We start from the raw sequence: 16,534 nt of genomic DNA on the forward strand, positions 1-16,534 counted from the left end.
TAAGGGGGACAAATGGCCGTTAAGCTTAAATTCCGTTCATTTATCCCCCTGTGTCTCGATCTTGGTTCTATCCGTTCATGGATTTAAGTCGTGTTATATTGATGATGCTTGACCACATTGATTACGACTAGAAAGGGGAAAGACAACAAATGAGCAAGAAATATGTGTTTACCGTTATGGCTGCCCTGCTCGTACTGTTAAGCGCTTGCAGCAATAAGGGAAGTGAAGGGAACGTTGCTAACACTCCTCCTGCATCAACGAATGGAGGTGCCGAAATCGCTGATCCATTCGGTAAATACGAGGAGACCATCACGCTTACGTATGGCAAGGAAGTAGATCCTACAGACAAAAGCTTGCCTGCAGGAGACACGCCGGAAGACAACCAGTATTCTCGTTATGTGAAGGAAAATTTGAACATCGATACGAAAGTGTCTTGGCAAGCGGCAACAGGCACTAACTATAACCAGAAAGTGAACCTTGCGGTTTCCAGCAACGACTTGCCGGATGCACTAGTCGTTAAGGATACACAGCTTAGAGCTATGGTGAAGGCTGGCCAGCTAGAGGATCTTACAGAAGCATTTGAACAATATGCTTCTCCGGCTATCAAAAATTTCATGGAGAAGACCAATGGCGTATCAAATGAAGCAGTCACATTTGACGGAAAAATGTATGCGATCCCGAGCATTCAGGTTCAATCCGATGGCGTCCATCAGATGTGGATTCGCAAGGACTGGCTTGACAAGCTTGGGCTCGAGCCTCCGAAAACGATGGATGATCTGGAGAAAGTCGCGAAGGCGTTCGTTGAACAAGATCCGGACGGCAATGGACAGAAAGATACCATTGCAATTGCCGGACAGCAAAATGGAGCGAGGTTGTATGCGAATGCGCTCGAATCTACAAACAACACGTTTGGTCTCGATCCGATCTTTGGAGCCTACAAATCACATCCTGGTTATTGGCTGAAAGATGACGCGGGCAATCCCGTATACGGATCAATATTGCCAGAGACAAAAGAAGCACTGGCAAAGCTTCGGGACTTATATGCTAACGGCCTGATTGATAAGGAAATCGGAATACGAAAAAGCGCCTACGAGCCGGTAGTTAACGGAAAAGCGGGAATCTTTTTCGCTCCATGGTGGATGGGCTACGGTCCGCTGCCGGATGCAATTAAAAACGATCCGCAGGCTAATTGGCAAGCCTACTTGCTCCCGCTTGACGCGGACGGGCAATTCAACGCACATATGGGAGCGCCATCCACGTTGTTCGTTGTTGTAAGGAAAGGCTACGAGCATCCAGAAGCCGCGATCAAAATGCTCAACTTGCTTGTCCGCGACGAATCCAAATTCGATATTTCAGTTCCTGTCGGCCACTATCCACTCCGTGTACCGATGTCTTATACGGATGAAAGTGAATATTCCGCCAAGGCGCTGCAAGACATTCTGGCTGGCACGAAGAAACCAGAGGATTATACAGACCCTGGATATAAGCTGCTTGCAGCCGATATTCAGAACGTAAAGAAAGTTAAAAAAGAGCCTTATGACAATATGGATATCCAATATTGGGATCCACAGGCCGACACAGGTGTATGGAGTCGTATGTACTCGCTTCTTGTGGGATCCTCTGCTCTGCAGCAGGACTACAATAAAGTATATAGCGTGCTATATTCACAGACAAAAACGATGGAAAGTCGTTGGTCAAATCTCAAAAAGCTGGAGGACGAAACGTTCTTGAAGATCATCATGGGCGCTGCTCCAATAGATGATTTTGATAAATTTGTATCTGATTGGAAGAATCAAGGCGGTGACAAGATTACGGAAGAAGTCAAAGATTATATGAAATAATGACGATTACAGACGCGCCGGTGTCATCCGGCGCGTCATGCCAGCCAAGCATAGCGAAGGAGGAACGGAATAGGTGAGAAACAGAGCATTCACCAAGCATTACTACATCATGCTTCTTCCCGGTTTTGTCTGGTTGTTTCTGATTAGTATCATCCCTATATTTGGGGTGGTAATCGCTTTTCAGGATTTTAATCCCGGTCAGGGCTTTTTCAAATCGGAATGGATAGGGCTTGAAAATTTTCGATATATGTTTTCGTTGAACGATACTAGAACCATTTTTTTCAATACGATTTTTATTGCAGTCATGAAAATAGTAGGCAACCTGATGATACCGCTAGTCTTTGCTATTATGCTCAATGAGCTTCGCTTAATGGCTGCAAAAAGGTGGATACAAACGATCGTTTATTTGCCTCATTTTTTGTCATGGGTTATTTTGTCTGGAATACTGCTCGATATCTTTTCCTACACCGGCCCTGTAAATGTCTTATTACATACGTTTGGAATAGATCCCGTGCTATTCTTTGCACGCGCTGACCTGTTTCCATTCATTGTGGTAGGAAGTGATGTATGGAAGGAATTTGGTTTTAATACCATTATCTATTTAGCGGCATTGACGGGAATCAATCCATCGCTCTATGAGGCTGCCTCCATCGACGGAGCAACCCGTCTGCGTAGAATTTGGCATGTTACATTGCCTGGGCTAAGAGCCACAATCGTTTTGCTTTCCGTGTTAAGCCTAGGTAACGTATTGAATGCGGGGTTTGACCAGATTTTTAACTTATACAATCCGCTGCTTTATTCAACGGGTGACATTATTGATACTTGGGTATATCGCGAAGGGCTATTGAACATGCAATACGGGCTTGCGACGGCGGTAGGGTTATTGAAGTCGATTGTCTCTTTTATTATGATCATCGTGTCCTATATGCTGGCTTCAAAATTTGCGAATTACCGTATTTTCTAATAAAGGAGCAATATTATGATAAGAGAAACAACACTTCGATCTAAGCTGTTTGACTCTATGCTCCTGATCGTACTGCTCCTCATCGCTTTCCTTTGTTTACTTCCGCTATGGTACACGCTGGCGGTCTCTCTTAGTGAAAAATCGGCGGCGGCGGCGGGGCAGGTGTGGCTTTGGCCGATTGGATTCAATTTCAATTCCTATAAGCAAATCATTGGCGACAGCTCATTTTTTACATCCTTTTGGATATCCATACAGCGAGTCCTCATCGGTGCCTTCATCACCTTTGTCGTTACAACTTTAATGGCGTACCCACTTTCCAAGAGCACCAGGGATTTTCGTTTGCGGAACGTCTTTATGTGGATTCTCGTCTTTACTCTATTATTTAATGGTGGGCTAATCCCCTGGTATATGACGGTGAAGGCGCTAGGATTGTATGATACGATCTGGGGTCTTGTGCTCGGAGGCGGCGTTCCGGTGTTCAACGTCATTTTAATCGTAAACTACTTCCGCAATCTGCCAAAAGAATTGGATGAGGCGGCTTTGGTAGATGGAGCCGGTCCATGGCGGATGCTGCTTACCTTGTATATTCCTTTGGCCGTGCCGGTCTTAGCAACCGTTACGTTGTTCACGATCGTTTATCATTGGAATGAATTTTTTCACGGCCTTGTTTTGACCTCTGGGCAAGATCATTATCCGCTGCAGACATTAATTCAACAATTCGTTGTCGTTATTGATTCTTCGAATATGACGGAGGATCAGTATAAGCGGCTAAACGAGCTGTCCAATCAAACGCTTAATGCAGCGAAGATTTTTATTGCTATGATTCCCGTACTTATCGTGTATCCGTTTTTACAACGGTTTTTTATTCACGGTATTACATTAGGCTCCGTTAAGGAATAGGAGATTCGGTAACACGATGAATTCGACGAAATATTGAGAACCGATGAAAAGTTCAGCGATTTGTTAAAGAAGTATACAGTTAAAGACGGCAACCATTATTTGATAAACTACCGAAAAATGAATAATGAATATGGGCCGAGCTTTCCAAATGAATGGCTGCATGCAGTGGCCAAATATGATATTTATGAATTGCCGCTCGATCAAAATAGGAAATTCGTAACCGGAAAATGGAAGAAGTTTACGGAAAGCGTTCTGAATGGGACGGACACTTTCATTTTTGATTGTTGTTTTATACAAAACCCCGTAACCATGGGAATGATTAAATATGATTCAAATAAGGAAGACGTTATAAGTTATGTCTTAGAACTGGCGACCATTGCGGCGCGGCTGAATCCTTTATTGATCTATGTCGAACAGAACGATCCCGAGCATTCTTTCAGAAAGGCTGTAGGGGAAAGGCCCAAGGAATGGTCAGAGGGATTTATTGACTATTATACGAACCAAGGATATGGGAAAAATGAGGGCTGCAAGGGCTTAGAAGGAACTTTGCAGGTTCTTCATGCAAGGAGGGAGCTGGAAAACGAAATTTTTAATCGCTTAAAAATAGCTAAGAAAAAAGTGGACAACTCCTCGAATCACATGAATGATTACAAGAAAGTATTGGCTGGCATTTTATCAGAATATTTTCGTTAATCCTATTCACGTAAATCATTGAAAACAAGCTGCCGAGAAGGGATTTTAACGGAAAAAGATAATTGAATATGACACAGGGATGAGCAGGCGCTTCGGCGGCCTGCTCATTTAATTTAATTGAACTCCAATTCATGGCATTGATGAATTCATTTGATTGAAAATTATAAAGTGGAAATGTCAATAACGAATCGATAACGCACATCGCTTTTGAGGACACGCTCATACGATTCTTCGACTTGTTCCGCACGGATCACTTCAATCATAGGGGCAATGCCGTGTTCGGCTGCGAAATCGAGCATTTCCTGCGTTTCACGAATCCCGCCAACAAGCGAGCCTGCAATGCTGCGACGACCCATAATTAATGAAAAAACATGATAGTGATCAGGTTCAGCCGGTGCTCCAACGTTTACGAGCGTCCCGTTAATGCGAAGCAGCGATAAATACGCATCAACATTTAGATTCGCAGACACCGTATTTAAGATGAGATCGAAGCGGCCTGCTAATTCGGCAAATGTATCGGGGTCACTTGTCGCAAAGTAATGATCGGCGCCAAATTTTAATGCTTCCTCTTGCTTGTTATTAGAGCGGCTCAATACGGTGACTTCAGCACCCATAGCATGAGCGAATTGGATCGCTACGTGCCCAAGTCCGCCCATTCCCACAATGGCAACCTTCTTGCCTGGGCCAATGTTCCAATGTTTTAAAGGAGAGTACGTGGTAATGCCTGCACATAATAGCGGACTTGCGACGTCCAATTCCAGAGAGTCTGGGATGCGGACAACGAATCCTTCCGTCACTACTATTTGTTGACTATAACCACCGTAAGTTGGATTGCCGTCGTAGTCTAGACCGTTATAGGTGTTGATTACACCTTTCGTGCAATATTGTTCTTCTCCGCTGAGGCAGTATTCGCATGCTCCGCAGGAGTCAACGAAGCAACCTACGCCAACGCGGTCACCAACCACATATTTGGTCACTTCGCTTCCTACCGCCTCTACAATTCCGGCAATTTCATGTCCAGGAACCATGGGGAAGATCCCGCCGCCCCATTCACCGAATGCACTGTGAATATCAGAGTGGCAAATGCCGCTATACTTTATATCGATTAAAATATCGTTTGGCCGTAATTCTCTCCGTTCAATGGTTGTCTTTTCAAATGGTGCTTTTGCGCTTGGGACACTTAGAACTTTTGTCGTAATCATGCCTTTATGATCGTTGCACATATAAGATGTCACAATCCTTTCTTTGTGAATAACAATTTGAATGTATTTAAGAGCTGTAAAAATAGCTTAAGCCTTAATGTTGACTTGAAGGCAAGTTTTTTTTGAAAATAGTCTTTTAGAAGAAGAGAGTGAGGCGTTCACCTCATTTTACAATTCAATTTTCATTGAATTTCTGTTTATTGTATTTCTTTTCTATCTCATCGTAATATCCAATTTTCGATTCGATTTTGCTAAAAGCGTCATCCAAGTCTCTTTTTTTCTCCATCATTTTCTCTTTATGCTTTTCAAATATTTCCTTGCGCTGCAAGGCGGTGCTGTCTCCCTCTTTGGTCAGTTCCACGATCGCACGTAACTCAGAAAGTGGTATGTCCGTTTTTCGCAAACATACAATAAGCTCTAACCATAATAAATCCGAATCGTTAAAAATACGATTTCCGTTTTCATCTCTTTTAATGAAAGGCAGAAGACCCTCTTGTTCATAATATCGTAGCGTATGAGCAGGCAAACCTATCTTTTCTGCTGCTTCTTTTATATGAATTTCCACTATATCACTCCTTCATTTTTAGATTGTATTTTGATCTTTTGCAATGAATCCCAAGGCTTATTATGGACCTTAAAGTACACTTTAATGCAACATCAATTTATCGACTATCTCTACACATAATTGTTTAAGATCCGCAGCGATGCAGCGATTGGTGCGGCGATGGGAACGGTAACACATGGCATTGATAGAGCACGGAACATGTAAAATTTCGAGACGCAAGGGGGCATTAGTGCTTTTGTGATGGCTCTGTCAAGCATTCTGATGCCTTTCTTATGTACACCGTTGAATTGGAGGCTGCAATAAAATGGACATACTCAAACTATCAGATAGAAAATTGACTTGAAACGTGAATAAGAACGCCGGTCGTCATGTTCAGAATGACAACCGGCGTTCTAATTTTATAATATTAATAAATCATCGAGGATATCAAGTCATAACTAAAAAGTAATCAGAATGTGACCATTAGAAATATCGATTGGCTAAATGTCTAGTTTACGGGTACCAATCCACTTCACCATTTCAGGATCGCGATGCGAAAAGAACAAGCTCTCATTCGTATCTAATGCAGCAATGATATCTAAATCCACTTGCCCTAATTCAAAATCAAAGATATTAAAGTTTTCGATAATTCTGTCTTTCCGAACAGACTTCGGAATAACAACTACTTCTCGTTGCGTCAACCAGCGTAAAACGACCTGAGCGACGGATTTATTATGTTTTTCTGCAATGGATAGTAATGCCTCATTTTGAAACAAGTTGTTTTTTCCTTCGGCGAAAGGCGCCCAGGATTGGATTTGAACATTGTTCTCTTTCATGAATTTCGCGCTTTCGATTTGTTGGTTGAAGGGGTGCGTTTCAACCTGGTTTACGGCAGGAACGATTTCATTATGAAGAATCAGATCGATCAGACGGTCCGGATGGAAGTTGCTCACGCCTATTGCATGTGCTTTTCCTTCACGGTTCAGTTCCTCCATCGCACGCCAAGAGCCATGCACATCGCCAAATGGCTGATGAATTAAATACAAATCCAAATAATCCAACTGCAATCTTTTCAGTGATTTTTCAAATGCTCGTTTTGTCCTTTCGTAGCCAGTATCCTGCACCCAAAGTTTCGTCGTGACAAATAATTCTTCCCTCGCCACGCCACTCCGTTTGATCGCTCTGCCAACCGCTTCTTCATTCATATAAGAGGCAGCGGTATCAATCAGCCGATATCCCGCCATTATAGCGTCATAAACGCTTTGTTCACATTCATTTGGATCAGCAATCTGAAAAACGCCAAAACCGAGTACAGGCATCTCAACGCCATTGTTCAAAATGACTTTCTGCATGATAGAACCTCCATTTCCATTCATTTGTTTACGTAGCATCTGTAGGTCATGTCTTCATTATGTATTCCTGGACAAAGTACCGATATCTCATTCGTCTTAAATGATTGCCTAATCCTCTCAGCAGCATTCCTTATTAGCAAACAATTGCTATATAATAAAACAAAATGAAATCTCAAGGAGGAGCCAATGATTGAAGAAAAGAAAATAAGGCAGGATAACATTACGACATTAATTAACCGTCATTGTCATCAATCAGGAGTATTACAGACAACAATCCCTTCGTTGTATCTCATTCGTTCTGATAGGGTGAATGTGCCGGCCTACCGGGTATTCAATCCTTCCTTTTGTTTTGTTACGCAAGGGTTGAAAGAAATTTTCCTTGCAGAGGAGCGCCTAGAATATGGCCCCTCCAATTATCTGATCACCTCTATGGACCTTCCGGTAATCGGACAGGTTATCAAGGCTTCACCGGATGAGCCTTACTTAAGCTTGAAACTTGATCTAAGCCAGAATGAAGTGCTTGAGGTATTGAAAGATGCTAACATTCATTTCAACGCTAATGAAAATGAAACGCGGGCCATGTTTGTCGGCCAGATCGAGTTATCCATATTAGATGCCATACTCCGTTTGGTTCAATTGCTCGATACTCCTAAAGACATTCCCTATCTTGCCCCCATACATAAGAAAGAGATCATTTATAGACTACTTCAAGGCCAATATGGCGCAACCCTTGCTCAAATTGCGATGGAAGGAAGCAATACCTATCGGATCAGGGAGGCCATTGACCAAATTATCCAACATTATGATCAATCTTTGAGAATGGAAGAGCTTGCCGATGTCGCGAGCATGAGTGTTTCTTCGTTCCACAGGCACTTTAAAGAAATTACTGCGATGAGCCCGCTTCAATTTCAAAAGCAACTGCGTCTGCAAGAAGCCCGCAGCCTATTGCTAATGGAGTCAGCTGATGCCACAGAAGTTGCGTACCGGGTTGGTTACGAAAGTTCATCCCAGTTTAGCCGTGAGTATTCCCGCATGTTTGGTTATCCTCCCAAGATGGATATAAAGCGACTGAAAGAAACTTATGAGCAAATAGATGGAAATGCAGATCAGAGCCTCGTTAGAACATCCCAACCATAAAGAGCGATAACATTATACCGACAGAATAAGCCATAAAATAAAGAAGGGCAGCTGATCTTCATTCAGCTGCCTTTCTTTATTTATGTAATATTCGTACATCATGGTTATAAGGCAAGCGAGAGAAATAGGCAATCATTTAAGATAATCGAGTTAACGTTCTTCTCATCTTATCCTGCATAATAAGTGCATACACATTGAAATAATGCGATATCGTCAGTGTAGGCTTTTCAATAAGGAGGAAAATAGGATGGAAAAACTGTACTTATACGCGCTAGGATTGGCATTGGTATTCATAATGTCTGCATGTGGGAACAATTCCGATGAAAAGAGCAGCAGCGCTCAGTCTTCTGAACAACATGGCAAGCATACAGATGTTGGACTGGTCGTTAGTATTTGCGCTGGATTGAAGAGCCCCATTATGTTTGTGCTTGGCGCTTTGGGTAAACGGATATCGAACCATTCTTTAATGATCAGCGCCTGTTTTATTGCCTTCATGTACAGCATGATATTAAGTATTGCCACAGCATCTTGGCAACTGATTGCAGCACAAATTTTACAGGCAACTTTCGTAGCTATTGTAATGGGAAACGGGCTAAGCTATTTCACGGAGCTGTTTCCAAATTCACCGGGGATGTCCACGGCGATTTATTACAATGGGTCCATTATTGGAAGGTTAGTAGGCCATTTAGGTGGCGGTATGGTCGCTCAGTTTGCAGGCTTGCGTGATGTTTACTAGGTATGTATGGCAATTGCGATAATTTCGTTTTTTATTTTGAGGAGCAAAAGACCTAATAAAGCGATCCATATTATGACCGATAACTGACAAGAGGTTTGGAATAGGTTTTGACCGTTTCGATCAAGATTGTTACACTAGTTTATACGATAGGCAATATTTCATTTAGAATAGGTGGATCCAGCGTTGGAAAATAAAAATGATACGTTAGATGCATGGTTATTTTTGACCGATCTTTATTCCGGTGTCAATGATAAATTAGAAAGAACGTTACAAGAGAAAAACAATTTGTCCTTGAAAGAGTTCTATGTCTTATATTTCATCTCTAAGTCGGATGATAAAAAACTTAGGTTACAGCAGCTGCAGGAAATGATAGGTTTAAGCCAGAGTGCGATCTCCAGACTTGTCGTGAGAATGGAAGCCAAAAACTATGGCGCGTTGGAAAGACATGTATGTGAAGATGACCGCAGAGGCATATATACAAGAATTACGGAGCTGGGCGAAAACAAATTCCAACGTGCGCTTAACACTTTTAACGAAGTGTTGCAATTGGATATTCAATATGATGAACTGAAGAAGCTGCAGCATCTGATACCAAAATTGTCTTAATGATACACGTTATTAAATTTAACCTCGGAATGATGAACCGGCTACGGGCAGGGTAGAGGCTGCCGCTCGTACCGGATGGAATCACATGCTTATCTCATGCTTATCTCATGCTTGCTTGAGCTGACATATGCCGTTAACAGTGGGGGAATGCTAGCGATATCACGAATTATTTATGCTGTCAATTATGCAATTTCTGAGAATACCGTATATGGAAGTTGACAGTAAAAATAAAAGTGGTAAAATAAATGCTTGCGCATGCATTTTATTGTCGCTAATAAAATTTAAAGCAAACGAGGAGACTATTTGATGAAAGATATATTAAGTCCTTATACAGTTAAAGGAATGGAATTGAAGAATCGCGTTGTTATGCCACCAATGTGTCAGTATTCGGTAGAAAATAAGGATGGAATTGCAACGGAGTGGCATTACTTGCATTATGTTAGCAGAGCTGTTGGCGGTACGGGTCTGATCATCATTGAAATGACAGATGTAGAGCCGGATGGCCGTATTTCAGATTATGATTTAGGCTTGTGGTCGGATGAGCAGATTCCTGCTTTGAAACGAATCGTCGATGCCTGCCACTCTTATGGTGCTAAAGTAGGTATCCAAATTGCTCATGCTGGAAGAAAAGCGGAAGATGCGGAAGTGCCTGTAGCGCCATCTGCTATTGCGTTTGACGAGCGTTCGAAATTGCCCCGTGCGCTCACAACCGAAGAGGTGAAGATGATGGTGGAGAAATTCGGTAACGCAGCTGCGCGTGCGGTGAAGGCTGGATTTGATACGATTGAAATTCATGGCGCACATGGATATCTGATTCATCAATTCCATTCTCCGCTAACGAATAATCGTGAGGATGAATATGGAAACGACCTAACGCTTTTTGGGCGTGAAGTTATTAAGGCGGCTAAAGCTGAAATGCCTGCAGACATGCCTCTACTGATGCGGATTTCGGCAAAGGAGTATGTCGAGGGAGGATATGGTATTCAAGAAAGCATTGCTTTTGCTAAAGAATATCAAAAAGCAGGAGTAGATATGTTTCATATATCCTCAGGTGGAGAAGGAACTATTACGGCTGGGGGCAGACCAGGAACCCATGCGGCTTATCAAGTTCCATTGGCTAAAGGGATCAAAGAAGCGCTTCAGGTTCCTGTAATCGCTGTTGGGAGATTGGATGATCCTGCATTGGCGAATGCCGTTATTGGCAATGAAGATGCTGACTTAGTAGCTGTGGGTAGAGGGCTCCTCAGAAATCCATACTGGGCGCTGGAGGCTGCCATGCAGCTGAAAAAAGAAACACAGGTTCCGAAACAATATACCGGGGGATTCTGATTCATAAAACATATCATTGATTAACATAAACTTAGAAAGCAAAAGATTGTTTGTATCCAGTCTTTTGCTTTCTTAATCGTGGAATAGGAGATTTATTGAATTATGACTATGACAAAAAGCAATAATCTGAAAGTAGTTAAGCTAGCTTTGCTGCTTGGTATATTCTCGACACTCGGCCCTTTTACGATTGATATGTATTTGCCAGCATTCCCGGAGATTGTAAAGCAATACGAAACGACGGCTTCGCTCGTGCAGCTAAGCCTGACCGCTTGTTTACTCGGACTCGGTATCGGACAGCTGGTCATGGGCTCGATGAGCGACGTCTACGGCCGACGTGGTCCGCTTCTTATATCCATGGCTGTTTATGCTATTGCTTCATTAGCTTGCGCATTCTCGCCGAATATAGGTCTGTTAATTGTGTTCAGGTTCGTACAGGGTTTTGCGGCTTCTGCAGGTATCGTTATTTCTCGCGCAATCGCACGCGACCTGTACAGCGGCCACGAGCTAACTAAATTTTTCTCCATGCTCTTGCTTGTCGGCAACTTGGGACCACTCGTAGCGCCGGTTACCGGCAGCGGGATTCTGACCTTCACGAACTGGAAAGGCGTTTTTGTCATGCTGGCTGTGCTCGGCATTTATCTTCTGACCATGACCAAATGGGGGCTGCAAGAGACATTGCCATCCGATCAACGGAGACCCAGCAATTTCATGCAGCAGTTGCAGAACTACGGATTGCTCTTGCGGGACCGCCAGTTTGTCGGGTACATGCTGGCGCAGGGCATTATGATCGCTGGGGTATTCGCATATGTTTCAGGAACGCCATTCATATATCAAAATATTTATGGGGCTTCGCCGACCGTATTCGCGCTTTTGTTCGGATCGAATGGTATCAGCCTGATCATCGGATCCCAGCTGGTGGGACGAATGGCGCATCGCGTTTCCGAACATACCTTTCTATTGATCGGTCTGCTGCTTGCCTGTGTGGCAAGCGTCGCCGTTTTAATCGTAGCCCTTTTCCATGGGCCGCTAATCGCATTGGTAATTCCGCTCTTTTGCTTCGTCGCAGCAATTGGCATCACTTCTACCGCAGCGTTCCCGCTCGCGATGGAGAGCCAAAGCCATATGGCGGGCAGCGCGGCAGCTTTACTTGGCGTCATACCATTCTTGCTGGGAGCGATTGTATCCCCGCTAGTCGGCATCGCAGGTGAGGACACCGCAGTTCCGTTAGGCGTCATTATTTTATTGACGAGTGTTTCAGCTATGCTGGCATACTTCTTTTTGGGTAAGAAGGCACCAACAACAAGCAGCTTAAAATAGACGCATTGGGCATTAGAAAATCAGTCAGTCCGTCATTGCAGTTAAATGACGGACTGATCTTTGTTTTATTCCGTGGTTATCGACGAAACAAACTAATGGTCAGCAGTTGATTGTTTTCTTTTCCATTTCCACGCTAGCATACACATAAATACGACCCCGCCAAGCAGTCCTAATGCCATATCTTTATGCGTATCGAAGACATCGCCTTGCAAGCCAACAAATTTCGCTTCACCACTCGGACCAGCAACCAAGGCCGCTGCCATTTCCAAGATTTCGAATAGTGCGCTAAAACTGAGCACAACGACAACGGGCAAAACATAGGTCCAAGCTCCACTTAGCTTGACTTTGGATTTTAATACCTCAAGAAGCGGGAAAGTAATCAGTAAGCCAAAGGCAAAATGTACGATTCGATCGTAATAACTTCTTTTGGTGTGAAAAGAGATTTTTAGCCAATGGTCAAACGGTGTGCCTTCGTATGTATAATGTGCTGCATACATATGAAGCAGAAAGAAAACGAGCATAAGAAGATAGGACAGATTTGAAAAACGAAACCATTTATACGTAAAGACTAGAGCAAGAACAACAGCGATAAGCGCTGAGCTATTTGCGAGCCATTGAGATCGATTCGTTGGTGATATTGCCATAAGGCCAAAAGATAGGATGAATACGATGGTCATGAATTGGAGAGGTTTATTTTGGGAAAATGGGATGCTTGTGCTTGTCCATTTGGATTGGTTTTCAGTCAAAGTAATATCACTCCTTCTATAGTCAGCAATAGGGTTCCCGGATTAAGGGAAGTGAATTCAAATCGCTGAATTAGACATTGTGATACGTATCGATTTATGGAGAGGAGCTCGGGCCGTGGAATCAAGGCATAACAAATAAAGAAGCCGCTGGGGTGTTCCCGCGGCTTCTTTATGGTAAAGACGAACTCTTATCCTTTAAGTAGATTCCCTTTAAATAGCATGCTGATTGTTCGAATAAAAAGAATGGCCAATACAAGGCTTACCAAAGCCAAAACGATTGCTGAAATCGCAATAAGCAGCCAAGAATCCACAACCATCGCGTATTTTAATGCGGCATTGCTAAGAGCAGCCATCGGAAATCCTACAGCCCACCAGGAGGCGCCAAACGGTATCGATTTTTTGAATACTTTGAAGAACAAGACAAGAAACATAAAAAGCCCAAAGTAAAACAGGATGGAGGCAAACGGATCAATTCGCTGCACGAAGTTCGTATAGCCGAGAAAACCAACCTCAAACGGAGCAATCAAAATCAGTAAGGAAGGCGTTAATCCTGCTGGCAGCGGAGCTTGATGAATCAATCTCGAGAAGATCAACGAAACGAAAATGAGAGCGACAATTCCTCCGATTGCGAGGGATATCAGATTCATTTCATGAGCCCATGCGAATGGCATTGTCCCACCGGTAACAGCAATATTAAGGGTTCCTACCACAGGAATCAGCATAGCTGGTACCACATGACCCGGCTCATGATTCCCATTCAATAAGCGTGTAACGATAACAAAACTAAGCGCTAAAGTGAGTAAAGTTCCGATTATCCATATGATTTGTCCCCCTATTTGACTATAGGTTCCTATTACGGGCGAAAGCAATAGTATGGAAATCGTGATCGTACCAAAAAAATGACCTAAAATCGGATGCGCAAATTCATTTTTCACGATCTGTGGATAAAGGACCCATTTTGAGAGATAACTTATGCTTAACACGATAAACACCAGCACAGCAACAATTCCAATCCATTCAGCGATGACAGGGGAAGTGCCGAACAGCATGCATGCTTGTTTCCAAGCCAATGACAAACCTGATATTCCCATAACCGACGCAAAAAGATTGATGGGCAAAAATTGAACAGAACCGATGCTTTTTTGTTTTTGTACAGTTGCCATGGTTTGCATGGATAGCCACCACTTTCTATGTCGTTTTTTGTTATCGAATGCGGGATGCATTCGTTCTATGAAGTCGCGGCAACGTCCTGTTGCCTCATTGTATGAGATTTAATATGATAGAACAATACGATTTTTTCTATGAAAACAATAGATTTCATCTATGATCACTCTTATTCGCAATTTCTCTCCAACAAGCTTCCCAGGAGAAACGGGGCATAACCTGTAATCATATCGCGCTAGCGTGGTTGCTTGGAAGACCTGTATATGTAATGATTGAGGGTGACATTGCAAAAACAAATTATATTATGCATATAAGCCAATTAAGGGAAAAGCTGTCTAACTAAACATTAGGCAGCTAACCGTCATATTGGAATGTTGTAAGTTTTAGACATTAAAAATGCTGCAAACGAATGATTTCGTTTGCAGCATTTTTTTTAGAATCAGGGAGTGACTCATTATAGGGTTTCTTTAAGTCGTTCAAATATAATCAAGGCTTCCTATGCAAGAAAACATGTGATTGGACATTAGATCATGATTCTTTTGCTCCTGAGTCTGAAAAAACGTTAATTGACGTTTTATTTTTAAGGTTGTGGCTCTGTTATCATCGATAAGTGGCTAATGGTCCTTGTGTATTCGAATAGATGCGGGTTATGACATATTCAGGAGTATCATAAATGCTTCAGCTGAACGTAAAAAAATCTCATATAAGCATTTGTAACGAGCTGTAATGTTGGGCAAGTACTCCTACATATATTATTTGGAAGAAGATAGTGAGAGGAGACATTATCGTGAATGATCAGGTACGCTTTTATAAGCCTTTTATTAGTCCGCTCGATCCATGCCCACCGATTTTAGTGAAAAGCTACAGTACACCTCCGCAATTGTTTATTGCCTTCCAACCACCCAATCTTCCCCAATTCTCGCCATTCGAGGCTTTGAAGTATGGCACCCTTTGGCCAGCATTATACAGCCCGTATGACCCGAAGAACGCGAGACAGGAAGAGGGGAACTAATCATGACCATTATTTTAAACGAGGAATATTACCAGCTCTTGCATGAATTACAGGCTGTAGATTTTGTTTTGGTGGAGTTGAACTTATATTTAGATACGCATCCGGCGGATGTAAATGCAATTCAGCAATATAACCAGTACGCAAAATTAAGACAGCAAATCGCTCATCGTTATGAAACCAAATATGGCCCGTTAAAAAACTTTGGTCAAAGCTTAACCGGTACTCCTTGGTCTTGGAACGAAGCGCCTTGGCCGTGGCAGGTCTAATGGTCGGGACTGATTAATATTTTTTATGAGGAGGAAGCCATGCATGTGGGTGTATGAAAAAAAATTACAGTATCCCGTTCGCGTAAGCAAATGCGATCCATTAATGGCCAAGTTCCTAATGGAGCAGTATGGTGGCGCCGATGGGGAGCTGGCGGCAGCGCTGCGTTATTTGAACCAACGGTACACGATTCCGGATAAAGTAGTCGGACTGCTGACAGATATCGGAACGGAAGAGTTTGGACATTTGGAAATGATTGCAACAATGATTTATAAATTAACCAAAGACGCAACGCCTGAGCAATTAAAGAAAGCGGGTCTAGGCGCACATTACGTTGCCCATGACAGTGCGTTGTTCTATGAGAACGCAAACGGGGTTCCGTGGACGGCTTCCTATATTCAAGCAAAAGGCGATCCGATTGCGGATCTGTATGAGGATATTGCAGCAGAGGAGAAAGCGCGTGCTACTTATCAGTGGTTAATCGACCTGACGGATGACGTGGACTTGCAGGATAGCTTGAAGTTTCTGCGGGAACGCGAGATCGTACATTCGATGCGGTTTAGGGAAGCGGTGGAGATCCTTAAAGAAAAGCGGGATGAGAAGATCTTTTTTTAGAGGAAACCTCTCTGCAGAGTGCTGCAGGGAGGTTTTTTAGTATTACAACAATACGATACCGATTTATGTATTCATATTAACAGCAGTTCATCATTTAACATATTTATCCTAG

At 42.9% G+C, this 16,534-nt stretch carries 17 protein-coding genes; 12 read left to right on the forward strand and 5 right to left on the reverse strand.

Going from position 1 to position 16,534, the window contains the following annotated elements:
- Nucleotides 1–149: 149 nt before the first annotated feature.
- From FHS16_RS26810 to FHS16_RS26825, 4 genes are all read left to right on the forward strand, one after another.
- Entirely contained in the window at nucleotides 150–1,841 is a 1,692-nt protein-coding gene (locus FHS16_RS26810) for an extracellular solute-binding protein (RefSeq protein ID WP_183570005.1), read from the forward strand.
- Between the two features lie 109 nt (nucleotides 1,842–1,950).
- Nucleotides 1,951–2,805 (forward strand): ABC transporter permease, encoded by an 855-nt coding sequence (locus FHS16_RS26815; protein WP_221226487.1) that lies wholly within the window; start codon nucleotides 1,951–1,953, stop codon nucleotides 2,803–2,805.
- Between the two features lie 15 nt (nucleotides 2,806–2,820).
- On the forward strand, nucleotides 2,821–3,705 hold the full coding sequence (locus FHS16_RS26820; RefSeq protein ID WP_183570009.1) for a carbohydrate ABC transporter permease: 885 nt from the start codon (nucleotides 2,821–2,823) through the stop codon (nucleotides 3,703–3,705).
- Nucleotides 3,706–3,870: 165 nt separating this feature from the next.
- Nucleotides 3,871–4,398, forward strand: a complete 528-nt coding sequence (locus FHS16_RS26825) for a P-loop NTPase family protein (protein ID WP_221226484.1) — start codon at nucleotides 3,871–3,873, stop codon at nucleotides 4,396–4,398.
- A gap of 161 nt (nucleotides 4,399–4,559) precedes the next feature.
- Here the strand turns inward: FHS16_RS26825 and FHS16_RS26830 are convergent, their stop codons facing one another.
- From FHS16_RS26830 to FHS16_RS26840, 3 genes are all read right to left on the reverse strand, one after another.
- On the reverse strand, nucleotides 4,560–5,621 hold the full coding sequence (locus FHS16_RS26830) for an NAD(P)-dependent alcohol dehydrogenase (protein WP_183570013.1): 1,062 nt from the start codon (nucleotides 5,619–5,621) through the stop codon (nucleotides 4,560–4,562).
- A gap of 154 nt (nucleotides 5,622–5,775) precedes the next feature.
- A complete protein-coding gene (locus FHS16_RS26835) occupies nucleotides 5,776–6,165 on the reverse strand; it encodes a MerR family transcriptional regulator (RefSeq protein WP_183570015.1) in 390 nt (129 codons plus the stop codon).
- A 479-nt stretch (nucleotides 6,166–6,644) separates the two neighbouring features.
- A complete protein-coding gene (locus FHS16_RS26840; RefSeq protein WP_183570017.1) occupies nucleotides 6,645–7,496 on the reverse strand; it encodes an aldo/keto reductase in 852 nt (283 codons plus the stop codon).
- A gap of 186 nt (nucleotides 7,497–7,682) precedes the next feature.
- On the opposite strand from FHS16_RS26840, the gene FHS16_RS26845 reads away from it, so the two are divergent.
- From FHS16_RS26845 to FHS16_RS26865, 5 genes are all read left to right on the forward strand, one after another.
- Nucleotides 7,683–8,633, forward strand: a complete 951-nt coding sequence (locus FHS16_RS26845; RefSeq protein WP_183570019.1) for an AraC family transcriptional regulator — start codon at nucleotides 7,683–7,685, stop codon at nucleotides 8,631–8,633.
- 247 nt (nucleotides 8,634–8,880) lie between these two features.
- Nucleotides 8,881–9,369, forward strand: a complete 489-nt coding sequence (locus tag FHS16_RS26850; protein ID WP_246431988.1) for an MFS transporter — start codon at nucleotides 8,881–8,883, stop codon at nucleotides 9,367–9,369.
- Nucleotides 9,370–9,552: 183 nt separating this feature from the next.
- Complete coding sequence (locus tag FHS16_RS26855; RefSeq protein ID WP_183570021.1) at nucleotides 9,553–9,975, forward strand: MarR family winged helix-turn-helix transcriptional regulator; 423 nt, start codon at nucleotides 9,553–9,555, stop codon at nucleotides 9,973–9,975.
- Between the two features lie 306 nt (nucleotides 9,976–10,281).
- Nucleotides 10,282–11,304, forward strand: coding sequence for an NADH:flavin oxidoreductase/NADH oxidase (locus FHS16_RS26860; RefSeq protein WP_183570023.1), 1,023 nt, complete (start codon nucleotides 10,282–10,284; stop codon nucleotides 11,302–11,304).
- A 108-nt stretch (nucleotides 11,305–11,412) separates the two neighbouring features.
- On the forward strand, nucleotides 11,413–12,621 hold the full coding sequence (locus FHS16_RS26865) for a multidrug effflux MFS transporter (RefSeq protein ID WP_183570129.1): 1,209 nt from the start codon (nucleotides 11,413–11,415) through the stop codon (nucleotides 12,619–12,621).
- Nucleotides 12,622–12,713: 92 nt separating this feature from the next.
- Here FHS16_RS26865 and FHS16_RS26870 read toward each other — a convergent pair whose 3' ends face one another.
- Nucleotides 12,714–13,367: a DUF2238 domain-containing protein gene (locus tag FHS16_RS26870; RefSeq protein WP_246431989.1), complete on the reverse strand. Its 654-nt coding sequence runs from the start codon at nucleotides 13,365–13,367 to the stop codon at nucleotides 12,714–12,716.
- 188 nt (nucleotides 13,368–13,555) lie between these two features.
- On the reverse strand, nucleotides 13,556–14,539 hold the full coding sequence (locus tag FHS16_RS26875) for an SLAC1 anion channel family protein (protein ID WP_183570025.1): 984 nt from the start codon (nucleotides 14,537–14,539) through the stop codon (nucleotides 13,556–13,558).
- 779 nt (nucleotides 14,540–15,318) lie between these two features.
- On the opposite strand from FHS16_RS26875, the gene FHS16_RS26880 reads away from it, so the two are divergent.
- The 3 genes from FHS16_RS26880 to FHS16_RS26890 are packed head-to-tail and all read left to right on the forward strand — an operon-like array spanning nucleotide 15,319 to nucleotide 16,422.
- Nucleotides 15,319–15,543 (forward strand): spore coat associated protein CotJA, encoded by a 225-nt coding sequence (locus tag FHS16_RS26880; RefSeq protein ID WP_183570027.1) that lies wholly within the window; start codon nucleotides 15,319–15,321, stop codon nucleotides 15,541–15,543.
- A gap of 2 nt (nucleotides 15,544–15,545) precedes the next feature.
- Nucleotides 15,546–15,809: a spore coat protein CotJB gene (locus FHS16_RS26885; protein ID WP_183570029.1), complete on the forward strand. Its 264-nt coding sequence runs from the start codon at nucleotides 15,546–15,548 to the stop codon at nucleotides 15,807–15,809.
- A 43-nt stretch (nucleotides 15,810–15,852) separates the two neighbouring features.
- Complete coding sequence (locus FHS16_RS26890) at nucleotides 15,853–16,422, forward strand: manganese catalase family protein (protein WP_183570031.1); 570 nt, start codon at nucleotides 15,853–15,855, stop codon at nucleotides 16,420–16,422.
- Nucleotides 16,423–16,534: the final 112 nt, after the last annotated feature.

This window comes from Paenibacillus endophyticus, assembly GCF_014192395.1.
Lineage (GTDB): Bacteria > Bacillota > Bacilli > Paenibacillales > Paenibacillaceae > Pristimantibacillus > Pristimantibacillus endophyticus.